Origin of the sequence: Thermococcus sp. 21S9, from assembly GCF_012027635.1 — an archaeon.
Lineage (GTDB): Archaea > Methanobacteriota_B > Thermococci > Thermococcales > Thermococcaceae > Thermococcus.
In genome coordinates this window covers 267,299-289,788 of record NZ_SNUS01000001.1, presented here as the reverse complement: position 1 = coordinate 289,788, position 22,490 = coordinate 267,299, and the positions used below count along the sequence as shown (strand labels likewise).

At 54.0% G+C, this 22,490-nt stretch carries 21 protein-coding genes and 1 pseudogene; 18 read left to right on the top strand and 4 right to left on the bottom strand.

Annotated elements, in window-relative coordinates:
* Positions 1–8: 8 nt before the first annotated feature.
* Both E3E28_RS01705 and E3E28_RS01700 read right to left on the bottom strand, forming a co-directional pair.
* On the bottom strand, positions 9–371 hold the full coding sequence (locus tag E3E28_RS01705) for a response regulator (protein ID WP_167913795.1): 363 nt from the start codon (positions 369–371) through the stop codon (positions 9–11).
* Positions 346–1,206 carry a protein-glutamate O-methyltransferase CheR gene (locus E3E28_RS01700; protein WP_167913794.1) on the bottom strand — a complete coding sequence of 287 codons (861 nt, stop codon included), beginning with the start codon at positions 1,204–1,206 and terminating at the stop codon, positions 346–348. Before E3E28_RS01700 ends, E3E28_RS01705 begins: the two co-directional genes overlap by 26 nt.
* Positions 1,207–1,454: 248 nt before the next feature.
* Here E3E28_RS01700 and E3E28_RS01695 point away from each other — a divergent pair, with 248 nt between their 5' ends.
* Positions 1,455–2,663, top strand: coding sequence for a methyl-accepting chemotaxis protein (locus E3E28_RS01695; RefSeq protein ID WP_167913793.1), 1,209 nt, complete (start codon positions 1,455–1,457; stop codon positions 2,661–2,663).
* A gap of 4 nt (positions 2,664–2,667) precedes the next feature.
* A complete protein-coding gene (locus E3E28_RS01690; protein WP_042690870.1) occupies positions 2,668–3,108 on the top strand; it encodes a chemotaxis protein CheW in 441 nt (146 codons plus the stop codon).
* Here the strand turns inward: E3E28_RS01690 and E3E28_RS01685 are convergent.
* Positions 3,105–4,151 (bottom strand): hypothetical protein, encoded by a 1,047-nt coding sequence (locus E3E28_RS01685; RefSeq protein WP_167913792.1) that lies wholly within the window; start codon positions 4,149–4,151, stop codon positions 3,105–3,107. The two genes, E3E28_RS01690 and E3E28_RS01685, sit on opposite strands and share 4 nt — an antisense overlap.
* A gap of 294 nt (positions 4,152–4,445) precedes the next feature.
* On the opposite strand from E3E28_RS01685, the gene E3E28_RS01680 reads away from it, so the two are divergent.
* Positions 4,446–4,775, top strand: coding sequence for a helix-turn-helix domain-containing protein (locus tag E3E28_RS01680; RefSeq protein ID WP_042690868.1), 330 nt, complete (start codon positions 4,446–4,448; stop codon positions 4,773–4,775).
* 9 nt (positions 4,776–4,784) lie between these two features.
* Positions 4,785–5,738, top strand: a complete 954-nt coding sequence (locus E3E28_RS01675; protein ID WP_167913791.1) for a class I SAM-dependent methyltransferase — start codon at positions 4,785–4,787, stop codon at positions 5,736–5,738.
* An 8-nt stretch (positions 5,739–5,746) separates the two neighbouring features.
* Here E3E28_RS01675 and E3E28_RS01670 read toward each other — a convergent pair whose 3' ends face one another.
* Positions 5,747–9,319 carry a CARDB domain-containing protein gene (locus tag E3E28_RS01670; protein ID WP_240921677.1) on the bottom strand — a complete coding sequence of 1,191 codons (3,573 nt, stop codon included), beginning with the start codon at positions 9,317–9,319 and terminating at the stop codon, positions 5,747–5,749.
* A gap of 186 nt (positions 9,320–9,505) precedes the next feature.
* Between E3E28_RS01670 and E3E28_RS01665 the strand changes: the two genes are divergently transcribed.
* The 14 genes and pseudogenes from E3E28_RS01665 (at position 9,506) to E3E28_RS01605 (ending at position 22,450) form a co-directional block, all read left to right on the top strand.
* The gene (locus tag E3E28_RS01665; RefSeq protein WP_167913789.1) at positions 9,506–10,210 is read left to right on the top strand and encodes a flagellin; all 705 of its coding nucleotides are present in this window, start codon (positions 9,506–9,508) and stop codon (positions 10,208–10,210) included.
* A 39-nt stretch (positions 10,211–10,249) separates the two neighbouring features.
* Entirely contained in the window at positions 10,250–10,885 is a 636-nt protein-coding gene (locus E3E28_RS01660; RefSeq protein WP_167913788.1) for a flagellin, read from the top strand.
* A gap of 14 nt (positions 10,886–10,899) precedes the next feature.
* A pseudogene (locus E3E28_RS11150) lies at positions 10,900–11,241 on the top strand (archaellin/type IV pilin N-terminal domain-containing protein); the annotation flags it as partial.
* Positions 11,230–11,913, top strand: a complete 684-nt coding sequence (locus E3E28_RS11145; RefSeq protein WP_342764498.1) for a hypothetical protein — start codon at positions 11,230–11,232, stop codon at positions 11,911–11,913. The pseudogene E3E28_RS11150 and the gene E3E28_RS11145, both read left to right, overlap by 12 nt.
* Positions 11,914–11,963: 50 nt before the next feature.
* Positions 11,964–12,620 carry a flagellin gene (locus tag E3E28_RS01650; protein ID WP_167913786.1) on the top strand — a complete coding sequence of 219 codons (657 nt, stop codon included), beginning with the start codon at positions 11,964–11,966 and terminating at the stop codon, positions 12,618–12,620.
* A 10-nt stretch (positions 12,621–12,630) separates the two neighbouring features.
* Complete coding sequence (locus E3E28_RS01645) at positions 12,631–13,413, top strand: flagellin (RefSeq protein ID WP_167913785.1); 783 nt, start codon at positions 12,631–12,633, stop codon at positions 13,411–13,413.
* 13 nt (positions 13,414–13,426) lie between these two features.
* A complete protein-coding gene (locus E3E28_RS01640) occupies positions 13,427–13,903 on the top strand; it encodes a flagella accessory protein C (RefSeq protein ID WP_167915093.1) in 477 nt (158 codons plus the stop codon).
* 3 nt (positions 13,904–13,906) lie between these two features.
* Complete coding sequence (locus E3E28_RS01635) at positions 13,907–15,364, top strand: FlaD/FlaE family flagellar protein (RefSeq protein ID WP_167913784.1); 1,458 nt, start codon at positions 13,907–13,909, stop codon at positions 15,362–15,364.
* A 23-nt stretch (positions 15,365–15,387) separates the two neighbouring features.
* A complete protein-coding gene (locus E3E28_RS01630) occupies positions 15,388–15,909 on the top strand; it encodes a flagella (RefSeq protein WP_167913783.1) in 522 nt (173 codons plus the stop codon).
* The gene (locus E3E28_RS01625; protein WP_167913782.1) at positions 15,909–16,397 is read left to right on the top strand and encodes a flagellar protein G; all 489 of its coding nucleotides are present in this window, start codon (positions 15,909–15,911) and stop codon (positions 16,395–16,397) included. Before E3E28_RS01630 ends, E3E28_RS01625 begins: the two co-directional genes overlap by 1 nt.
* A gap of 40 nt (positions 16,398–16,437) precedes the next feature.
* Entirely contained in the window at positions 16,438–17,136 is a 699-nt protein-coding gene (locus E3E28_RS01620; RefSeq protein ID WP_167915092.1) for an ATPase domain-containing protein, read from the top strand.
* 1 nt (position 17,137) lies between these two features.
* The gene (locus tag E3E28_RS01615) at positions 17,138–18,778 is read left to right on the top strand and encodes a type II/IV secretion system ATPase subunit (protein WP_167913781.1); all 1,641 of its coding nucleotides are present in this window, start codon (positions 17,138–17,140) and stop codon (positions 18,776–18,778) included.
* 10 nt (positions 18,779–18,788) lie between these two features.
* A complete protein-coding gene (gene flaJ, locus E3E28_RS01610) occupies positions 18,789–20,528 on the top strand; it encodes an archaellar assembly protein FlaJ (protein WP_167915091.1) in 1,740 nt (579 codons plus the stop codon).
* The gene (locus E3E28_RS01605) at positions 20,525–22,450 is read left to right on the top strand and encodes a hypothetical protein (RefSeq protein WP_167913780.1); all 1,926 of its coding nucleotides are present in this window, start codon (positions 20,525–20,527) and stop codon (positions 22,448–22,450) included. The genes flaJ and E3E28_RS01605 overlap by 4 nt, the downstream gene beginning before the upstream one ends.
* Positions 22,451–22,490 lie beyond the last annotated feature (40 nt).

Sequence of the window (22,490 nt, the reverse complement as noted above, 5' to 3'; positions counted from 1 at the left end):
CACTCACCCTAACTCGACAGTACGCGGTTGATTTCCTCAAGCACCTTCGGGGCCTGGAAGGGCTTGACGATGTATCCAGAGGCGCCGGCTTTGAGGGCTTCCATGACCTTGCTCTCCTGTCCGACGGCGGTAATCATGATTATCTTGGCGTTGGGGTCAATCTTCTTTATCTCGCGAACGGCGGTTATTCCGTCCATTTCTGGCATGACTATGTCCATCGTTACCACGTCTGGCTTGAGTTCCTTGTACTTCTCGACGGCTTCCTTTCCGTTGCTTGCCTCCCCAACTACCTGATGGCCACCCTGGGTCAGTATCTTCTTCAGGAGCATGCGCATAAAGGCGGCGTCATCTACGACCAAAACCCGAGCCATGCTTCTTCACCTCCAGGTTCTTGCGATAAATCCTTGCGACGAGGTCGTACAATTTGAACAGCTTTGCCGCGTTTCCGAGTATCGTCTCGGTTTTACCAAGAATAAGGAATCCGTGGTCTTCGAGCGAATCGTACAGCTTGGCAAATATCTCCTCCTGCGCCTCCCTCTTAATGTAAATCAGCACGTTGCGGATGAATATGACGTCGAAGCCCGTGGGATACCTTGGACTGAAGAGGTTGAACTGCTGGAACTTCACGAGCCTCTTAATCTTCGGGGAGACGCGGTAGCGTTCGTCGCTTACCTTTGTGAAGTACTTGGGTATCATATGCCTGGGAACCTGCTTCTCAACGACATCAACCGGATACTCCCCGCGCATTGCAACGGCCAGCGCTTCCCTGTCTATGTCTGTCGCGAGTATCTGAACCCTGAAACCGCCGAGGTTTTCCCCAAGGGCCTCGTAGAGGGTCATCGCTATCGAGTAGGGTTCCTGACCGGTTGAGCAGGCTGCACTCCATATCTTCAACGATGAACTGCGCTGTTCTTTCTTTATCTTCACGAGCTCGGGGATGACCTTTTTCTCGAAGGTTTTCCACACGATTGGGTCGCGGAAGAACTCGGTGACGTTTATAGCAACCGTTAGGAGCAGTTCGTCAAGCTCCTTTTTGTTGGTCTTTATCATGCGGTAGTACTCCATGAAGTTGGTAATCCCCAGCTTCCTCATCCTCGCGCGGATTCTCCTCATGAGGTAGGAATCCTTGTAGGCATCACTGCTAACCTTGAGGTGCCTGAAGAGTTCCTCCTTAATCTTCAGGTAGCCCGGGTCCTTATAGTCCATCATACGTCTCACGCACCTTGGTGAATGTCCGGGATGAAGGCGAGCCCGTTGGGGGCTCAACGAAATTCCCTACAAGTTTATGGGCCTTTTCTCATAAAAAGCCTTTAGTGTAGATGGTTGTGTAGGTGCATACGCAGGTCGTTACGAATCGAAGAGTTATTATAGTGACTCGTAGCTTTGGTTATTACATACATACGAAAGTCTTTTATCCCCGAAGTGACAATAAGTACCAGTCAGGGGGTGCGCCCATGGGCAGGTCAGTGGCTATCGCCTCGGTGCTATCGGTTCCAGTGGTCACGCTGGCGGGCTCTGCGGTTTCCCTAACGGTTGGTGCTGTAGTTGGCATTGGCACAGCTTTGGCCGTTGGACTGTACCTCTCATCCGGAACCCGTAGGGAGAACCTCCTTGACCTTCTTGAAAAGCTCATCGAGGGGGAGAACGTTCCCCTCGAAGGTGTTGACCAGGAAACCGCTTCTCGGTTGCTCCGCATAGCGGAGAAAGCCAGGTCCAAACGCGAGGTCAGGATTGAGAGGGTGGGTGTCCCAGAGGAGGTTCACGAGGCCCTTGAGGAACTCCGGAACGCCGACGAGAAGGCAACGTCACTTCTTGAGAGTGCGGACTTCGAGGTTTCCCTTGATTCGAACGGCCTGCTCGCCCTAATCCAGGACGAGCGTTCCCGCGTGGCCGAGCTCGGGGACTACATACAGACCCTCACCGCCGGCATAGAAGAGATGAACACTCAGGCTCAGGCGCTAACAGATTACGCCCTTGAAACGGCGAACATGGCAGAGAAGGGCAAGCAGATTTCCGATAACGTGGCTTTGAACGTCGCGAGCATTAACGAGGTCAACCAGGACATGGAAAAGGCCCTCTCGCTCCTCGTCGAGCACTCCAAGCGGGTTGGAGAAATCGTCGAGGTCATTGGTAACATCGCGGAACAGACGAACCTTTTGGCCCTCAACGCCGCAATAGAGGCCGCGAGAAGTGGCGAACATGGAAGGGGCTTTGCGGTGGTCGCTGAAAACATCCGCGAGCTGGCAGACCAGTCCAAGAAGTCAACCGACCAGATTGCGGAACTGATTAGAAACATGCAGGAGAGCATTGACAAGGTCGTCGGCTCGATAAAGAAGGAGTTCGCGGTCACCGAGGAGATAAAAGACGCTGTTCAGGAACTTATCGCTGCCTTCGATGATATAGCGAGACGCGCCAACGAGACGGCCAGCATGATAAAGGAGCTTTCCGACAGCATCGAGGGCCAGGCCCAGTCGGTTCAGATGCTTATGGACACCTTGGACAGCGTTTACAAGGTTCAGGAAGACCTTTCGACGGAGGTTGATACCTTCACGGCCTTCCTGTCTGACGTCCAGGTGAGGCTGGAGGAGATTAGAAAGGGTCTTAAGGAGCTTGCCGAATCGGTTTCACGTTCACGTGAACTCCTTGAAAGGGTTGGGGGGTGATACCTTGGGGGAGATTCAAGTTGTGGCTTTCATGGTTGGCAACGAGGAGTTCTGCCTCGACATATCCAAGGTCCGGGAAATCAAGGAGATGATGCCCATAACCCGCGTTCCCAACGCGCCGGACTTTGTTGAGGGCGTCATAAACCTGCGCGGTCAGATTACCACCGTCGTCAACCTCAAAAAGCTCCTCGGCTACTACGACCCGGACGAGGACCTCTCCAAGAAGAAGATTATCATCGCAGAGGTCAAGGACGAGGTCGTTGGCATAATCGTTGATGCCGTTTCGGACGTCATAACCCTCACCGACGAGCAGATAGAACAGCCTCCAAAGACCCTCGCCAGCAGGGTGGACATACGCTACATAAAGGGCATTGCCAAGATAAACGACGGCGAAAGGCTTCTCATAATGATTGACCTCGACAAGCTCCTCGGCGACGAGTTTTAGAGGAGGTTGAGGTCCTTTAGAATTTCCTCTATGTCGTCTTTCTTCTCTTCGGGCTCCTTCTCAACGGCTCCGAGCTTGAGCATTAACTTCTGCACCTGCTCCTCCAGCCTTCTCAGCTCCTCGAACTGGTAGCGCAGTTTCTCATAGAACTCCTTCTCTACCGGCGTCACGGGGACGGGCTCTCCGAGCATCTCGGCAATCCTGTCAATCTCACCTGCCAGCTCGTAGGTTATCCTGTGTATCTCGATGAAGCTTTTCTCGGGTGAGAGCTCCCTGTCACCGCGCTTCATGGGCAGTTCGAGTCTCTTCGTCTTAACTATGACCTCGTTGAACTTGGAGTAAACGTTCTCGTCCGGGACGGAGACGATTGCCAGCTTCCTCAGGTTCTTGAGGAGTTCGACGAGGTTCTCTTTGAGCTCCTGGAACTCCTTCTGCCCCTTTCCGGTCAGGACGTAAACCTTCGCTATGTCCCTGAGCGAGAGGAGCGCGCGCTTGGCTTCGAGAAGGCCCTCGCGGAGCTTCTCCGGTTGCAGTGTAATAGCTGCTTTGATGACTTCAAGGAACTCCTCAACTTCCTCGTTCTTCCTCCTCTCGATGACCTCTTCGAGGTGCTCTATCTCCTCCTCAAGCTCCCGGATGATTTCTTCCTTGAGCTCTTCCTTTATCAGCTCCCTGCTCTCCTCAACTTCCCTTTTAAGTCTGTCAACTCTGCCCTCAAGTCTCTCAAGGCCGTTCTTAACGCTTCCAATCTCGAACTCGAACTTCGTTTCGAATTTCTTGAACTCCTTCAAGGACTTTTCAAGAGAGGCCAGCTTTTCCCGTATCTCCCTGAGCTCCGGGAGCTGGGTTGGGCCCCTGTCCGTGCTCCTCAGTTCAGAGAGCCTTTTCTCGATGGCAGAGCGGAACCCGGTGAAGTTCTCTTCGAGCTCCATTAGGTCGTCTTTGAGTTCGAAATATCTCGCGAGAACCTTGTTCGTAACGTCTCTAACGTAGAGAACGAGCGCCACTGCAACCACTGCGGTTACTGCTATAGCTTCCCACATGATTACCACCCGGAGCCCGTGGAACTAATATGGGCACCAATGCTTTAAAGGTTTTGTGAAACCTGTTTGGATTTTATCCAAAATCATAGAGGAAAACACCAACCTTCCACGAGTATCGAAAGGTTGTGATAATTCCCCAATTCGATGAGATTTTCGTTGTATCAGGGACATTATCCATGCGAAAACGTTATATATTTTCTAATCACAGATACTAACACGATGCACCTGCACATTCATCTACATAAAGTTCAGAGGGGTACAATCAGTTCAGAAAAAGCCCGGGGTGGTGGAAGAATGAACTCGGTGGTAATAGACCCGCAGGTGCTCCGCTCATTGCACCGCAGTGAGCTCAGAAAGAAGATACTGATGTACCTGAACGAGATATATCCGTCCGCAACGTACCTGTCGGAGATTGCAAGGGTCGTTGGTTCTGACCCGTCGAACGTGAGGGGGGCTCTTGTTGGTCTTGGTAACCGCTACAACGGTGAGAGCTCCCTGGTTTACCTCGGTCTCGTTGAGGAGATAGCGAGCAACGGCTTCAAGTACTACCGCCTTACAGAATACGGCAAGAAGGTCGTGGATTACCTGAAGGAATACTACCGCTACTACAGGCGGTTCCTGTGAGGTGGGGAGATGACCTCCCCAAGGGTCGTTGACACCAACATAGACCACATGGTCAGGATTGCCATACTCCAGATTGTTTCCCTCGGTACGAAACACGGTATCTTTTCCCTCCTTGCGAAGGAACCCACCCTCCAGGAGCTACTCGACAAAGTCGGTCTTCCAAACAGGGCCCTACTCGTGAAGTTTGTCTCAACTCTACAGGACCTCAAGATAGTTGAGGTTCGCAGGGGCAGGTTGCACCTCAACGGTTTTTCTTACACACTCGAGATTCCGCCCGATAAGTACGACCTCCTTCTCCCCGACTGGGTGTCCATCCACGAGGAAATATACAGGATGGTTGACTATGCTTTCATAACCCCAACACATCCTCACATTCTCATGGATTTCGACAAGGACGCTGACTTCTGGGACATGAGGATGAACACTGCCTTCGCGAGGGCATACCGTGAGGTGATGGCGGACGTCGCGGGTCTGAAGCCCGGCTCGGCGGTTCTTGATATAGGCTGTGGTTCAGTATCGCCGGAGTTCTTCGGCAGAATCGTCGGCTATGACGGTATCTACCTCGGTCTCGACTACTCGCCCGCGCTCCTTGAGATAGCCCGCTCTCGGGCTGAGGAAAAGAACCTTCCGGTTTCCCTTAAAGAGCTCGACGCCAGGCTCATACGGCCGGTCAACGAGTACGATGCCGTTCTAATGAGTTTCGTCCTTGAGTACATTCCAGATAGGGCCAAGGTCCTTAAGAACGCCTTCGAGACCCTGAAGAGTGGGGGCAAGCTGGTGATAGTCGAGCCCTTCAGGGACACCTTTGAGAACGTCTCGGCCCTGGAGTTCTTCGAGGCGTTGAACAAGGACTTCACGGGCTTCCCGACTGTTAAGGAGATAACGAGGACACTTCATAAGTGGGGATTCTCCTTCAATGTGGAGCGTCCGGGAAACAGCGTGCTCGTCGTGGAAAAAATTTAAGGGAGAGGTCAGGCCTCAAGGGCCTTCTCCAGGATTTCTATCGCCTTCTTGAGTTCGGAGTATGCTCTTCTCAGGTACGGGTAGAGGCGGATGTTGCCGATGTTGCTGAGAATTGGCCCGTACTTCGAGGCCTCCTTGTAGTATTTCTCAGCCAGCTCCTTGTGCTTAAGGGCCTCCTGGAGAGTTGCATTGGAGACGTTGGCCTTTACGGCCTCCTGGTAGAGCTTTTCGAAGGTCTGAATGTTTCTGGTGTAGTACAGGTAGTAGAGGTAGTCCACCCTCATCAGCGTCAGAACGAGCCCGCTCGCGCTTACCGTGCCTCCCTTGACGACCTCACCGAGAACGGTAAGCTCGTTGTTGCTCTCGTTGCTCTCCTGAATCCTGTTGTCGGGGTCAATGACGGCCTTTATCGTGTAGTTGCCCTCTTTCTCAGGCGTCCACTTGAACGGCAGTGAGAACTCCGCCCCCTCCGAAACCTCGCTAACCGTAACCCTTCCAACCTCGGTTCCGTTGACGTAGAGGACGACGTCAAATGGCTTATCGACTGGTCCGCCAAGGTTCTGTATCGTGACGTTTATCGTCTGCGGAATACCGACGTAGAACTTGGTCGGACCGATGGCGTCAACCTTGAGGTCCGGCAACTTCACGCCTAGGGCGTACTCGCTCAGGTGGCTGACGTTGGCCCAGACGTAGTTGTGGACAGGGTCCCTTCCGAAGCCATAGATTGTTATGTTGCCGTAAGGTGAGTTGTCGGGGATTGTCTGCCCAACGTGTTTGCTGAGGTCAATCCACTCGGTTCCGTTCCAGTAGAGGAGTGTTACCGCGTTCTCGCTTATGCCGAGTTTCTTGAGTACCTCGTCGTTGTAAGTCAGGTTGAGGATTACCCAGGAGTACTTTACCGTTTCGTTGGTCTCAACTTTAACGTATTTGAGGTCCTCATAACCCTTGGCCGTCATCTTCACCCTGGCACTCTCGTTCTCGACGGTCGACGCTACGGTGACGTTCATCGTGACGCTCTGGTTCTCGGCGGGTGCAACGACTATCTGGATCTGGTTGGCAACGTTAAGCTCGTGGGTTCCGTTGGCTGTGAGGTTGAGCTTCTCCGTCTCCACGGCCTTGCCGTAGAAGTTTACGAGCTTTGTTGTGACGTGGCCGGCCTCATCCACCGCGGTGACGTTCAGGATGTAGTCTTCGAGGCCCCTGATGGTGAAGTTGAACCTGACCGAATAGCCGTTTATTGGATAGGTGAAGTTCAGGCTGTTCCTCTCTATTACGTTCGTTACGTTTGTAATTGTGTAGTTCAACTGCTTAATTCCTCCGTCGTCCCAGACGCTTATGTTAATCATCACGCTCTTACCGACCTCCTGAACCTGGGGAGTCACCGTTGCAGTTACTGCCGGTGGGAGGGTGTCAACCGTGTTGTGCACCCACAGGTCCCAGTTTATGTCGAAGAGAGCCCCCTTATCGCTCACGAAGCCGAAGCGTATGAAGTACAGGTGCCAGCTTCCGGCGGGGATGTTCTCGACATTTATCTTGGCCACACCGTTTCCGTTTTCGTCGGTGAAGCCGATTTCATTGTGCTCCTGCCCGTTGGAGTAGTAGGAGTAGTAGAAGACGCCTTTTCCTGGGAGCTTAATCGGGACCTCCAGCTCACCGCCGGTGTATTCGACGTCCTTGGGAAGTTCAAGCCCCCTGGTTACGTAGTAAATTCTCTCGGTGGTCTGACTTCCCGCACTGCAACCAACGCCACCCTCCGGGTCCCGGTAGCAGAGCCAGTTGTTTGGGAGAATCTTGAACAGGTAAACCCCGGGGCTTACATTGCCCGGAACTGTCGCGTTTGATGTAACGTAGAGGGAAGTCACGTTCCCGATGTATTTCCAGTCAAAGTACTGGCCGAATTCAACAACGGTCGGGGTCTTGAGGCCCCAGTCAATTCCCCTGTCGTCCGCCGGCTCGATGTTTATCCTGACCCCGTCGGAGGTCATGTTAACGAAGACCCTCGCCCTCGGTGTGTCAACGGTCGTGCCCTCGTACGCTCCCGACCTGTGGAGGAAGAGAACCTCCGGATGTCTGTCCCATACCATGTCGGGCAGTCTCTCCGAAGGAACTGAAACGTTGACGTTGAACCTGCCGTCTTCGTCGGTCTTCACAGTTTTAACGCCCCAGGGGGTGAAGATGTACACGGTCTCGTTGGCGAGTCCCCTGTAGAACTTCTCCCAGTCGTAGAACCAGTCCTTGGTTCTGTTCTCGAGGCCACCGCTAATCATGAGGGTGTCTCCAGTCTTAAGTCCTGCCTCTGGGCTGTACGTCAGGTTAATCCAAGCACTGCCCCATAGGTTCGGCCTCAGGGTGTAAACTCTCGCCATTGCGTTTCCTATCCTGACCTCGCCGTAGTATGCCCACTCCGGAACAGTTATCCTCTTGATGACGCTCTTGGTACCGTTGAAGGTCACGAGGGTTGTGTTGGTTTCTCCGTTCCAGTCCCACCCACCGAAGTTCCACCTGTACCATGTGATGGTCATGTTGTAGGTTCCTTCCCTTGTCGTGTTGACGACAAAGGCGATGCTCTGGCCCGGCTCTGCCAGAACCCTGTCGGGTGTTATCGTGAAGATTAACGGCGTCTCATTGGAGGTTTCGTTGGTTGACGGCTGGGGTGATGGGGTGGACTTTTCAATCCATATGGTGCGTGACCCAACACCCGCGATGATATCGAGGCTGTCGCAGTCCGGGATGGTCAGGGTGAAGTTGGTGTAGCCGTTCCTCACGTCAACCGTTAAGTTGTCCGGTATGACGGTCCCGTTGCTGTAGTACCACCGCCTAAGCTCGACGGTGAGGTTTCCGTTGTAGGGTGCGTTTGCTCCGGCGTCCCAGGCAAGAAGGTGAATCGTCACGTTCTGACCGACGTATGCTCTATCCGGACCTATGAGCTTGACGAGGATTATCTTCTTCCGAACCTCGAAGTGCGACGCTGTTCTGCCGTCGAAGAGAACCTCGCCGGTTCCGGTCTCGTTGAATCTGAGGATGAGCTTTAGCTTTCCGTCGGTGACGTTCATTATCTCTCTCCTGACTTCCCGCCCGTTGAAGAACACCGTCACGTTGACGGCTCCGCTGTATGGCGTGAGGATGTAGGGCGTGAGAAGCGTCCACTCGACGCTGTAGCTCTTGTTGGCCTGGAGCGTTAGGTCTTTCTCGATGAAGAGATACGGCGGGACTTTTTCGACGTTGACCCATGTCTCCGTTGAAATGTTTCCGTATGTGGCCTTTATCCAGTGGTTCCCCTCCTCCGCGAAGGTCAGGTTCAGACTGGCGTAGCCGTCCTTGTTGGTGGTGACGTTGTAGAGCCCGTTCTCTGTCATTATGGTTACCGTCGCGTTCGCTATTCCACCCTCGCCGGGCTTCCACAGAACAATTGCGACGGTGACTGTCTGGTTTGGTGCTACAAGCTGGCTGGAAGGCCAGAGAAACAGCTGTACGTTGCTGTTCTCGTCGTAGGTGTAGCTCACCCATGCCAGTCCTGGAACACCACTACCGAGAAGCATTACGATTAACGCCAGCACTATTGCCCAATCCCTTCGTTGCATAGGAATCACCGTAACTTTCTGTGTTCGTCGGGTTTATATATCTTAGTGATGGTTTCGCTTGGGCCATTGTGGTTAGTACCTACATATGCACCTACATAACCACCTACACTACTAAGAACAAAAAAGGGCTTTATATTTTCCGGGCGTAAACCCTAACGCAGAAAACCCTACGGGGGTGCGTGGTGAATGAAGGCCAGGACCAGAAGAGGTGCCGTCGGTATCGGTACCCTGATTGTGTTCATTGCCATGGTGTTAGTGGCGGCAGTGGCTGCGGCAGTTCTCATTAACACGAGTGGTTACCTCCAGCAGAAGGCTTCCAGTACCGGTAGGCAGACCACCCAGGAAGTCGCCAGCGGAATACAGGTCGAGAGGGTCGTTGGATACACCCCGGACACGACCCAGCCGATAACCAGGCTCGCGGTTTACATAACTCCGAACGCCGGAAGCACGGGAATTGACCTCACCAAGACCAGGGTCATTCTCAGCAACGGACAGAAGGAGGTCTCCCTTAAGTACGCCTACGTCTACAACAGCGTTTCTAAGACCCAGACCTATGTTGCTCTTCCGCAGGGCAACATCTTCAACGAGACTGTTACTGGCGTTAACGGTACTCTCTCAACCACCGCTGCTACCTTCAACTGGAGCCTCCTTACCAGCTCGACCTTCGGTCTCATAGTCCTCCAGGACGCTGACGGTAGCGTCAAGCCGACTACCCCAACCCTCAACCAGGGTGACCTTGTCATCATAGCCATCGACGCCAACCAGACCCTCGGTGGAATTGCCCCGAGGACCACCATTACTGGTGAGGTTATTCCGGAGCAGGGTGCTCCTGGTGTTATCCAGTTCACCACCCCGAGCACCTACACCACCGACGTTATAGAGCTTCAGTGATTTTCGTTTCCCTCTAACTTATTTGGGAGGTGATGGGGAATGAACGTGAGAAAGAGGAAAGGTGCGGTTGGTATTGGAACCCTCATAGTGTTCATTGCCATGGTGTTAGTGGCGGCAGTGGCTGCGGCAGTTCTCATTAACACGAGTGGTTACCTCCAGCAGAAGGCTTCCAGTACCGGTAGGCAGACCACCCAGGAAGTCGCCAGCGGAATACAGGTTAGCAGTGTCATAGGCCACGTTAACACCACCAGCAATGTCATCGACAAGCTCGCCGTCTACATCAAGCCCAACGCTGGAAGCAGTGGTATCGACCTCAAGTACACCAAGGTCGTCCTCAGGAGCAAGACCGCTGAGGTTGCCCTCTACTACAACAGCAACTACTACTACAACGGACCCGTTAACGACATATTCAGTGTCTCAGGCGCTTGGCCGACCACCGGCTACAACTTCGGTATCGTCGTCATCCAGGACGCAGACAACTCAGTCCAGCAGAACTACCCGACCATCAACCAGGGTGACCTTGTCGCCCTTACCATAAACGCTACCGCTGCCCTTGGTGGCATTGGACCAGGAACCACCATTACTGGTGAGGTTATTCCGGAGCAGGGTGCTCCTGGTGTTATCCAGTTCACCACCCCGAGCACCTACACTACGGATGTTATCGAGCTCCAGTGAGGGGGTGATGTGAGATGTTCGTTAGGAAACTGAAGAAGAGGGGTGCGGTTGGTATTGGAACCCTCATAGTGTTCATCGCAATGGTCCTCGTTGCGGCAGTGGCCGCGGCAGTGCTCATCAACACGAGTGGTTACCTCCAGCAGAAGGCCCAGTCCACCGGTAAGCAGACCACCCAGGAGGTTGCAAGCGGAATACAGGTCATGAGGATTGTTGGTAAGGCCGACAGCGCCACCAACCCGACCTACATCCAGGAGCTCGCGGTTTACATAACCCCGAACGCCGGAAGCAACGGAATCGACCTCACTAAGACCAGGATTACCCTCAGCGACGGCAACAAGCAGGCCATATTCAGCTACCGCTTCGGTGACAACGCCAACGAGCTCTACTTCCTCGACCAGGCCGTTAAGAGTCTGGTTTACTTCAACGTTACTAACGGAACCAAGACCGTCATATTCGACCCTGCCAAGTGGTCAAGCGTTCCGGAGGTCAAGATTGATGCAACCGCCAAGACCATAACCATCGTCGGTGCTAACCTCACGAACTACACCACCGGTGGGCCGTACTACATCCTTCCGGACTCAACCAAGAACGTCACCATAACCTTCGGTACCCCGACTAGCGTCTATGCGTACCAGACCAACGTTAGCGACGTCTTTGGCAACTACGCGTTCACCAACCTTACCCTGCCGACTGACTTCGGTATTGCCGTCGTTCAGGACAGCGACGACAGTGTCAAGGAGAACTTCCCAACCCTTACCTCCGGTGACATAGTCGTCCTCGCCCTCAGGGTTGGCGGTACTCAGGTCTTCCAGTACACCTCAGGAATCACCAGCGTAAGTGACGGTACCACCACTGTGTCCTTCACTGGAACCGTTACCACCACCCTTAAGTGGACCGGTGTCTTCGGCGACGGATTCAAGACCAGCACCACCGTCCTTGGAAAGGTCATCCCCGAGTTCGGTGCTCCCGGCGTTATCCAGTTCACCACCCCGAGCACCTATACCCAGCAAATCATCGACCTCCAGTGAGGCCTTTCTCTTTCCTTTCGTTGTTTTGAGAATTTTTCGGAGGTGATGCTATGAGGAGGGGAGCAATAGGCATTGGTACGCTGATAGTCTTCATAGCAATGGTCCTCGTGGCAGCGGTGGCAGCGGGTGTCATAATAGGCACCGCAGGGTACCTTCAGCAGAAGGCTCAGGCCACGGGCAGGCAGACCACCCAGGAGGTTGCCAGCGGAATAAAGGTCGTTAACATTTACGGCTACACCCCCGCCAATCCTCCGAGCAGTGGTGTCATAACGAGAATGGCCATATTCATCACGCCCAACGCCGGCAGTGAGGGTATTGACCTTAGCAACGTGAAGATAGTCCTCAGCGATGGTATCAAGCTCGTCGTGTATAACTACTCTGGAAGCTTCATGAACCCGGGGAACATTAAGGACCTGTTTGACGTTAACAACATAACCGTGTGGAAGGACATCAACGGAACCGCCAGCTTTGGAATCGTGGTCATCAACGACATCGGTACCCAGATGCAGGAGAGCCACCCGACCCTTGAGTTCGGGGACATGGTGGCGCTGTGTGTGTGGACCACCATGTTTGACTACGAGGGTAAGGCTGGTATCGGTCCGAGCACCAAGATTACCGGTAAGGTCATACCCGAGAGAGGCGCCGCGGGAGTCATTGACTTCACAACGCCCGCAACGTTCAGCGAGAACGTGATGCTCCTGCAGTGAGGTGGTAACCATGAGGAGAGGTGCGATAGGTATCGGAACGCTGATTGTGTTCATCGCAATGGTCCTCGTTGCGGCAGTGGCAGCTGGAGTGCTCATCAGCACATCCGGCTACCTCCAGCAGAAGGCAATGGCGACTGGCAGGGAAACCACCCAGGAGGTTGCCAGCGGAATAAAGGTCATGAACGTGTACGGCTACACCCCGGCCAACCCGCCGGGAAGCGGAAACATAACCAGGATGGTTATCTACGTTACACCGAACGCCGGAAGCAACGGAATCGACCTGTCCCACGTGAAGGTCGTGCTCAGCGACGGTAGGATTATGGCGGTTTACAGGTACTACAACCCCAACGATGACACCGACTTCAACGCGACTGACTTCATATACTCCGGTGACGTCAGGAACGTGTTTGCCGACGTGGGTGAGAACTCGACCGGTGCCGTGGACATAGCCAACTACACCCCGAGCAACGCCACCACCCTTGAGATACTCTGGAAGAACCTGTACTACGCCATGACCCAGAAGAACAAAACGATGTTCGGCATCATAGTCGTTAGTGATTCCGACGGAAGCCTCAGCAACAGCCCGAAGCACCCCACCCTCAGCTGGGGTGACATAGCCGGCATCGCCCTGTGGACGATACCCTTCGACGGCGACAACAACGTCACCGACGGATACGGCCTGCCTCCATCAACCAAGGTTACGGGTAAGGTTATACCTGAGAACGGTGCGGCAGGAGTCATAGACTTCACGACCCCGAGCACCTACACAACGAGCCTGATGGAGCTCCAGTGAGGGGGTGGGAAAGATGGCCCTTGACTTCCTTTCATCTTTATTCAAAAAGAAACCCAAGGAAGAGCCCACCCCCGCACCGGAGCCGATGGAAGTTGAGGAGCTCGAGGAGGAAGTAGAGAGCAGGCAGGAGAACGAGCAGATTACGCAGATACTCGAGAGGATAAACGAGATTGAGAACGACATCCCGAGGATAAAGATAAGCATTGACACCCTCAAGAAGCAGATACAGGAGCTCCGCGACGACATCGACAGGCTCGACAAGACCATCAAGGACGTCATGATGCTCTACGAGGTCATCAGCCAGGAGATAAACCCCTTCAAAGAGCAGATGGGGCAGGAGAACCCGCTCACCAGTGAGATACAGGAGCTCAGGAAGGAACTGGAAGACTTAAAGCTTGAGATTGCCCAGATAAAGAATGACATAAAGGTGCTCGCCGGCTACGGCGTTGACCTCGACTCGATAATCTATGAGGTGCTCGCGGAGGTGTGAAGCATGGAGATGACAAGGCTCGTCACCGAGGCTGACATCAACGCAAAGCTGGCCGAGCTCAAGGGCAAGGTTCCCAGCGTCATTATCAACGACCTCAGGGAGAAGCTGATAGCCAGAAAGGAGAACCTCACCTACGAACAGCTTGAGAAGATAATCCAGAAGGTCCTCGAGACCTACGGCAACCAGGTGACCAAGTACGAACAGCTCAGCAAGCGCGTTGACGAGCTGGGCAAACGGCTCACTGACCTCAGTATGCAGTTGAGCAGGCTCGTTGAGACCCTTGAAACGGCCAAGTTCGACGTTCACGAGAAGAAGGCCGAATCCGTCTCGAAGAAGGTTGAGGAAGTCCACGAGAAGATTGGAAAGCTTGAGGAACTCCTCGAGGAAGAGGAAGAGAAGGAAGAGGCTCCCTCCGAACTCGTGGAGAAACTTGATGAGCTCCACAAGAAAGTTGAGGAGCTTGCGGAGAAGGTCGAGGAAAAAACCGCCAGCGAGAAGCTTGAAGAGGCACAGGAGAGGCTTGAGGAGCTCCAGGCCAAAATTGAGGCCGGGGAGGAGGTCAGCGAAGAGGAACTCGCCGCGGCGGAGCAGGCCGTTGCCGAGGCCCAGGCGGAACTCGCACAGACGGAGGCCGGTGCTGAGGAAGCCATCGAGGAAGTTCCCGAGGTTGGCGAGGAGGTTCAGGAGATTCCAGAAGCTCCCGGTGAAGAGGTCTCAGAGGTAGAGGTGGTTGAAGAGGTTCCCAGCGAGGAGGAAGTGGAAACCGTCGAGGAAGTTGAGGAGATTCCGTCGGAAGCTCCTTCCGAAGAGGCTGAAGAGGTGCAGGAAATCCCTGAAGAGGTTCCCGAGGTTCCTGAGGCAGAAGAGGTTGGGGGAGTTGAGACCCCCGAGGAGTTTGAAGTAGTTGAAGCCCCAGAGGAAGGGGCTGAGGAAGTCGCGGAAGCCCTTCCTGAGGAAGTTGGTGAAGTTTCGATTGAAGAGGTTCCCGCTCATGAAGTTGTTGAAGAAAAGAAGGAGGAAGGTGGTGTTGACATGGCTGAAAAGCTCCAGATTCCCGAGGACATCGCGAGCCTTCTCTTCGAGGAGGAGCCAAGGAAGGCCAGGCTTGAGAAACTACCCGAGGACATCGTTTCCACCATGATAGCGCTCAAGTGGCTCGGATTCCTCATTGACAGGGTCGGCATACAGAACCTCGAGCGTGTCCTTGAGTTCTACTACGAAATCGGCTGGATAAGCGAGGAGGTGCTCAACCAGTTGCTCCGCTACGCCAAGGGCACCAGACCGCACCACAGGGACCCAGAGTGGAAGCCCGCTGAAAAGCTCACCGTTCAGGACCACCTCATAAGCCTGCTCTTCATCGAGCGCCTCAGGGGACTCAGGATTAACAGGAACGTCCTCGACAAGCTTGAGAGAGAAATCAAGATGCTGGAGAAGACGCTCGATGAGTTCTACGGCATCTAAAGGAGCAATCCGGGGGGCGGCCTATGGGATTCAGCGTCTCAGCGAGTGCAGCGATAATTTTCATTTCATTTTTAATGGTGGCTGGGACGCTCTACACTGCTTGGGACAATGCGTATTCCAATGTGCAGGCCGCCCAGGAATATTGGTATAACCTCCGTCTTAACCAATTGAACACTCTCTCCGCACTTAACGGTGGTCTTAGTAGCTTTCGCAACACGAGCACTTACTACAACCTCACACTGGCTATCGACAACCAGGGAGTCACGATGTATGCCCCTCATTGGACTGGTATTTATGATGGCAAATATGTGACCCTGTACAATATCAAAGATGACAATGTTAGCTTCCTGGATGATTATACCTATGTGCTCCCAGGTCAGCATGTCCTCCTTAACGTGACGTATATTCCCCTGAACTCCGATGTTCACAACCTCTCAGTGATATTTGGTGATGGATGCTGGATTCGGTTTACCTGGCATTACGACAGCGCCAATCACGCTGTCTATGTCTCTGAATCGAGAGGCTGTCCAACGGAGGTGAGCTGATGGCAGCAGGCGGGCCAGCGAGTGAACTCATAATGTTCATCGTGGCGATACTCGTCGCCGGAAGCGTGGCAGGTGCCCTGGCCTACGTCACCAACGACATAGCCCAGGGTATCAGCGACAACGGGGCGATGCTCGCCAACAAGCTGAGGACTGACTTTGCGATAATAAACGACCCCAACAACATTCCCCACTCCAACCTCTCAAAGACCCCAGTTAACTATACGTTTTATATCAAAAACATTGGGGACACTGTAATACCGTTCACCTCCAACGCGGTGCAGGTTATGATAAATGGCGTCCTGATACCCCCCAGCAACCTGACGTTCCTTGACCCGTACGCGACTACCGAAATAACCAAGCTTCCCCCCTATGCGGTCGGTGCCATAAACGTCACCCTTGGAACGCCCCTGACGTCGAACGACACCTACACCCTTACAGTGGTCCTTGAGAACGGTAAGAAGCGCACGTTCATCTTCAAGGCTCCGTGAGATTGATGGGCTAAAATAAAGCGAGACGGTGGTGGTCACATTGGTCGAGGAACTGCTCAAGATAGAGCTGAAGGGCGATGAGCTCCACAGGCGTCTCGGCGGTGGAATCCCCGCCGGAACCATAATGCTCGTTGAAGGTGACAGGGGTAGCGGTAAGTCCATCTTCGTCCAGAGGCTCCTCTACGGGTTCCTCATGAACGGCTACACCGCAAGCTACATCTCCAGCCAGTACACCACCGTTGAGTACATAAAGCAGATGGAGTCCCTCGGTTACGGTATAATCCCCTTTCTAATCAGAAAGAAGCTCATATTCGTCTCCCTTTATCCCCTCCTGAGCGGTGTGAGCGAGAAGAGAAAGTTCCTGAGCAGGCTCTTTGGCGAGCCCCGTCTCTGGGAGCCGGACATAATGATAATCGATTCATTCTCATCCCTCCTCTCTCGCGAGCAGGACCCGTCTGCCGTTAGGGACTTCCTCCTCTACGTGAAGAAGATGGCCTCCCTTGACAAGGTGATTATACTCACCGCGAACACCGAGGAAATTGACCGCGACTCGCTCTTCGTCCTTGAAGAGGCCTCGACGATGCTCATAAGGCTGAGCGTGAAGGTCTTCGGTGGCGACCTGAAGAATTCCGCAACCATAGTCAAGTACAACAACGCCAAGGGCGTCTTCCAGAAGATTATACCCTTCCGCGTTGAGCCGAAGGTGGGGCTGATAGTAGAGATAGCGGCGGTGGTGTGATATGGCGCAGGTTGTCAGTGACACCCTTGAGGAGGCAATGGCGAGGAACCCCCACCTTCGCAAGTACGTTGACCAGTTTAGGAAGAAGTACGGCAAGATGCCAGAGTTCCACGCCCAGCTCAGCAGGGACATGAAGGAGATAATGTACCCCAACATCATCTACCCAGTGGGAGACCCCATCTTCATTCACATCTACGCCGACCCTGCCACTGCTGAGAAGCGCTACATCGTCATTGAGCCAAGGATTGAGAGCAGGGAAGAGGAGGAGAAGTACAACAAAATCCGCGACAAAATCCTTGAGCTTGCGCCCACGAGGGACATCCCCGAGGAGCAGGAGGAGTTCGAGAGGTTCCTCGATGCGCTCTTCGATGAGGCAGTGCTGGGCCTCGTCAAATCTGGAAAAGGTGGTCCCCTCGGCAAGGGTCAGCGCTTCGTTATAACCAAGGACGAAATGGAGAAGTTCCGCTATCTCATCAAGAGGGACATCATAGGTATCGGACCCCTTGAGCCCCTCGCCAGGGACCCGTACATTGAGGATATCCACATCATCGGTGCCAACAACGTCTCCCTTGTCCACAAGATATTCGAGATGATGCAGACCAACATAACCTTCGGCGACGACGTTAAGCTCGCTGACTACTTCAAGAACATATCGGAGCGCATTGGAAGGCCCGTCAGCGACAGGAACCCGATAGTTGACGGTGCCCTACCAGACGGCTCCCGTATAAACATCATCTACTCACCGGACATCTCCATTAAGGGTCCGAGCGCGACAATCCGTAAGTTCTCGGCGACGCCGATAAGCATCACCCAGCTGATAGCTTGGGGAACGCTCAGTGCGGAGGTTGCCGCCTACCTCTGGATAGCCCTTGAGTACGGTATGAGTGTCTTCGTCTGTGGTGAGACCGCTTCCGGTAAGACTACCCTCCTCAACTCCATTATTCCCTTCATCAAGCCGGGTTCGAAGATATTCACCGCAGAGGATACGCCTGAGGTTCAGGTTCCCCACCCCGTCTGGCAGAGGCTCATCACACGTGAGCGCGGTCCCGAGGAGAGCAGGGTCACGCTCTTCGACCTACTCAAAGCGGCTTTGCGTTCAAGGCCGAACTACATCATCGTCGGTGAGATTCGTGGTGCCGAGGGTGCTATAGCTTTCCAGGCAATGCAAACCGGTCACCCGGTTATGAGTACCTTCCACGCCGGTGACGTTAAGAAGATGATACAGCGTTTCACGGGTCATCCGATAAACGTTCCGATAACGTTCATAGACAACCTCAACATAGCCGTGTTCCAGCAGGCGGTCTACGTCAGGGGCAAGTTCCTGAGGAGAACGGTGAGCGTCGTCGAGATTGAAGGTTATTACGAGGAGCTCGGCGGTGTCGCTACGAGGAACGTCTTTGAGTGGGACCCCGTGGCCGACAGGCACATCTTCCGTGGTTTCAACAACTCGTACATCCTCGAGAGAAAGATAGCGGAGATTGCCGGTTACGAAGACCCCAAGGACATCTACAACGAGCTGTTCCTCCGTGCGAGAATCCTCCAGAGAATGGTTGAGCTTGGCATAACCAACTACTGGGACGTTTACAAGGAAATCAAGGCCTTCTACCTCAGGGGGCTTGAGGGCTTGAGCTTCAGGGTCTGAGGTGATGCCCATGGCCAGCGAGAAAATCAGCATCTTCACCAAGGCCGACCTAAACATGGAAACATACCTTAGGAAGGTTCTACTGCCCTACATGGCAATCTCGGCAGTCCTGTTTATAGTCGTCGGTCTAATGGCGAGGATTTTCCCGATTCCCACGGGGATAAAGGTTCTCCTCTTCATGATTCCTCTAATCCTCCTTATCTACGCGGCAGTTTACCCCTACATCGTAGCCGACTCGAAGAAGATATCAATCAACTCGAAGATGCCGTACTTCATAACCTATTTCGCCGTGCTCTCAACGAGCGAGATGGGACGTTCCGACCTCATCAAGATTCTCGCCAGTGACCCGAAGCTCGGTGCAATAGCGAGCGAGCTCAAAAAGGTTCACACCATAGTCAACAGGCTCCACCTCTCGATGCCAGAAGCCTTCCGCTTTCTCGCGAGGAGGACCCCAAGCCAGATGTTCGCCGACTTCCTTGACAGGCTGGCTTACTCCCTTGACAGCGGTGTTGACCTGAAGGAGTACCTCTTCCAGGAACAGCAGACCGTCATGGACGACTACCAGACCTTCTATGAGGGCGCCCTCTACGACCTCGACATCTTCAAGGAGATTTACGAGTCAATCATCATCTCTGTTGTCTTCATAGCCTCGTTCGTCATCATAGGTCCGATAATCACCGGTATGGACATCGGCAGGATGGGCCTCTACGCCGTTGCCATGACCCTCGCGGCAGAGCTGGGAATACTCCTCGTCGTCAAGTTCAGGATGCCGGAAGACCCGATATGGGCCGACAGCAGGGGAATACGGGACCCGCGCAGGGAGCGTATAAAGCGCGCCGCGATTTACTCGTTCATGGGCATGATTATTACGGCCCTCGTCTACGTGCTTATCGTGAAGCCACGCTTTGCCCTCCCCACGCCCTTTGCGGTCGCCCTGGTGCTTACTCCATTCTACTACCTCGGGCGTGTTGTGGACAAGGAGGAGAAGTCCATATTCAGAAAGGACGAGAACTTCCCAGCATTCATAAGGAGTCTCAGCTCATCCCTTGCCGCGAGCGGTGCCTCGCTCGTGCTCGTTCTCAAGTACCTGAGCGCCCACGACTTCGGTTCGCTCACCGACGACATCAAGGCCCTTTACAGGAGACTCGCCATCCGTGTCGATAGGGACAGGGCCTGGGACTTCTTCATAGCGGGAACGGGGAGCTGGTTAATCGGTATATTCTCAGAGATATTCCGCGAGAGCCTCAGGATGGGTGCGGAGCCGGATTACGTTGGCCTTATCATCAGCAGGAACTTTGAGAGGCTCGTCCGCCTCAGGAGGAAGAGACAGCAGAGCATAGCGAGCTTCATAGGCATAATCTACGGTCTGACAGGTGCCTTCGCGTTCTCCCTAGCCGCATCGTTCCAGGTTGCGGTCTCGATAAGCCAGATGTTCTCCCAGATGAACATCAACTCCGTCAACAACTACATAGGAGACCTCATCCACGTGATTCCGCCCTCGGGAATGACGTTCCTGACCTACATAATGCTCGCCCTTATGATTCTCCACTCCCTCCTCGCTGCAATGGTCATTAAGCTCGCTGACGGTGGCCACATCCTTGGCTCCGCGAGGTACTTCGTCATACTCGCGTGGATATTCGCTGTCGGGATGTACCTCGGCCAGAGCCTCATGGAGAAGATGATGGGCATGGGTGGAGGAACGACCCAGCTCGTTGCTCCTCTACTGACCATGCTGGGGGTGATTCCATGAAAAAACTGATTGCGCTCCTGTTCATCCTTCTCCTGCCTTTCGTCGGGGCGTCAACGTTCACGGGCTACTTGGAAGTGCCATCCACCGTGGGCGTTGGGAACTACACTGTCACCATCACGGACGTTTCGCCTGAGGACGGTTCACTCCTTCTTGACGTTTCGACCCCCAACTGGACTGGAATGACGAAGCTCCCGCTCGGAGGCAACCTTACCCTTGGCCCGATGAACCTGACATTTAGGAGGGTTTTCCTCGGTTCGCGGTCCCTTGTCTTCCTCTCAACGGAGTTCTCCTACGTTCTACCCGGTCAGAACGTTACCCTCGGCCCTTACAGGATAGAGGTTCTCTCCGTCAGCAAGGATGGTGTTGAGCTGAGGGTTAGCTACGGGAACGAAAGTGAGACTTTTAAGTCATCCTTCAAGTTCAAGAACCTTATAGCGAACGTTTCCGGCTTTCTCCCGGTTTATTCGGGCTATTTAAAGCTCAACGAAAGCTTCTCGTTTGCCGGCAGGACAGTGACTTTCACCGGCGCGAAGGTTGAGAACACGACCAGCGGTTTCGTTGAAACCGTGTTCTTCTCCTATGACAACGTGACGTACCCAATATCAGTTGGAAACGAGAGTGTCATCGGCCCGTTCCTTGTAAAGGTTGAAGACCTGGTCGGCCTCAACTACACGAAGGTCGATGTGCACTTCCTCGGCGTTGCAATGAACCTCACAATAGCTCCAAACGATGTGTTCTCCCTTTCCCCAGGCCAGACCAAGACCCTTGGGCCCTACGTGTTCCGCTATGACTACCACATTGGGAACAAGCTCCACGTGTCCCTGCTCAATCCCTGTCAGGCCGTCATAACCTCGGCTTCCCTCGTGGTTTCCAACGTATCAACCCTCCTGTACCACCAGGGACTCACCGTTGTTCCCCTCTCCATAGAGGCCAACGGAACCGTCCAGTTCGCGAGCTTCATTAACCCCGACGAGCTACCCTCACCTGAGAAAGTCGCCAACGTCCTCGTGTCTCTTAAGGGGGGAACGGCGAGGCAGTACCTCCCGGTGATGCTCACCGCCGAGGTTGAAAACACCGGCAACGTCGCACTGTCCAACCTGACCGTCAGGTTCATTCCCGGCGATGTTAAGGTGCTCTCTGGCACGGAGTTCTTCCTCAGGGCCCTGGCGCCCGGGGAAAAGAAGGAGTTTAAGTTCGTAGTCCTTCCCATGAAGTCCGGCAACGTCTCGGTCGGCAGGGTTACCGTTTCCGCCATGGCGCCCTATGAGCTTGCCTGTGGAGGATACACCCTTCTCAGGTTCTCCTCCAACGAGCTAACGCTGAAGGTTGAGCCAACCACGGTAGCGTACTCCCTCAACGTCTCAGCGCCTTCCAGTGCTCCCCTGTACCGGCCCGTTAACCTCACTGTGCTCGTTAGGAACCTCGGTGACGAGACCCTTCCGGCGAATCTGACGTTGACCGTCCCACCCGGGGTTGCTATGGCATCCTCCGGCAACGTCTTCGCCAGTGGAAGCAGAATTTCAATCCCGCTGTACATCAAACCGGGCAACGAGAGTACCCTGAGCTTCATAGTCATCCCTTACACTCCGGGAGAGAAATCATTCAAGATAGCGGTGGTCTCGGTTCCGGGTGTCGTGAACGAAACCAGTTTTGCCATAACCGTTGCAAGCAGTCAGGCAGAGGAGAACAAGACGACAGTTACCCCAACTCCCAGCACGGTTACCAAGACTATGAACTCCACAATCACGATGACCACCACCAAAACTCAGACCCATACGAGCATAAAGACCATCACCACGACTACAACGACCAGCGTCCCGTACACTCCCCTCAAAACCAAGCTAATATGGCTGTTCATCGGTGTTGTGCTGGGTGCTGGCATAATAATAGGAATCGCATGGTATCAGGCCAGGTCGTCGTGACCCTTTTATTCTCTTCTTCCTAACCTTTGCGGGGGTTTCC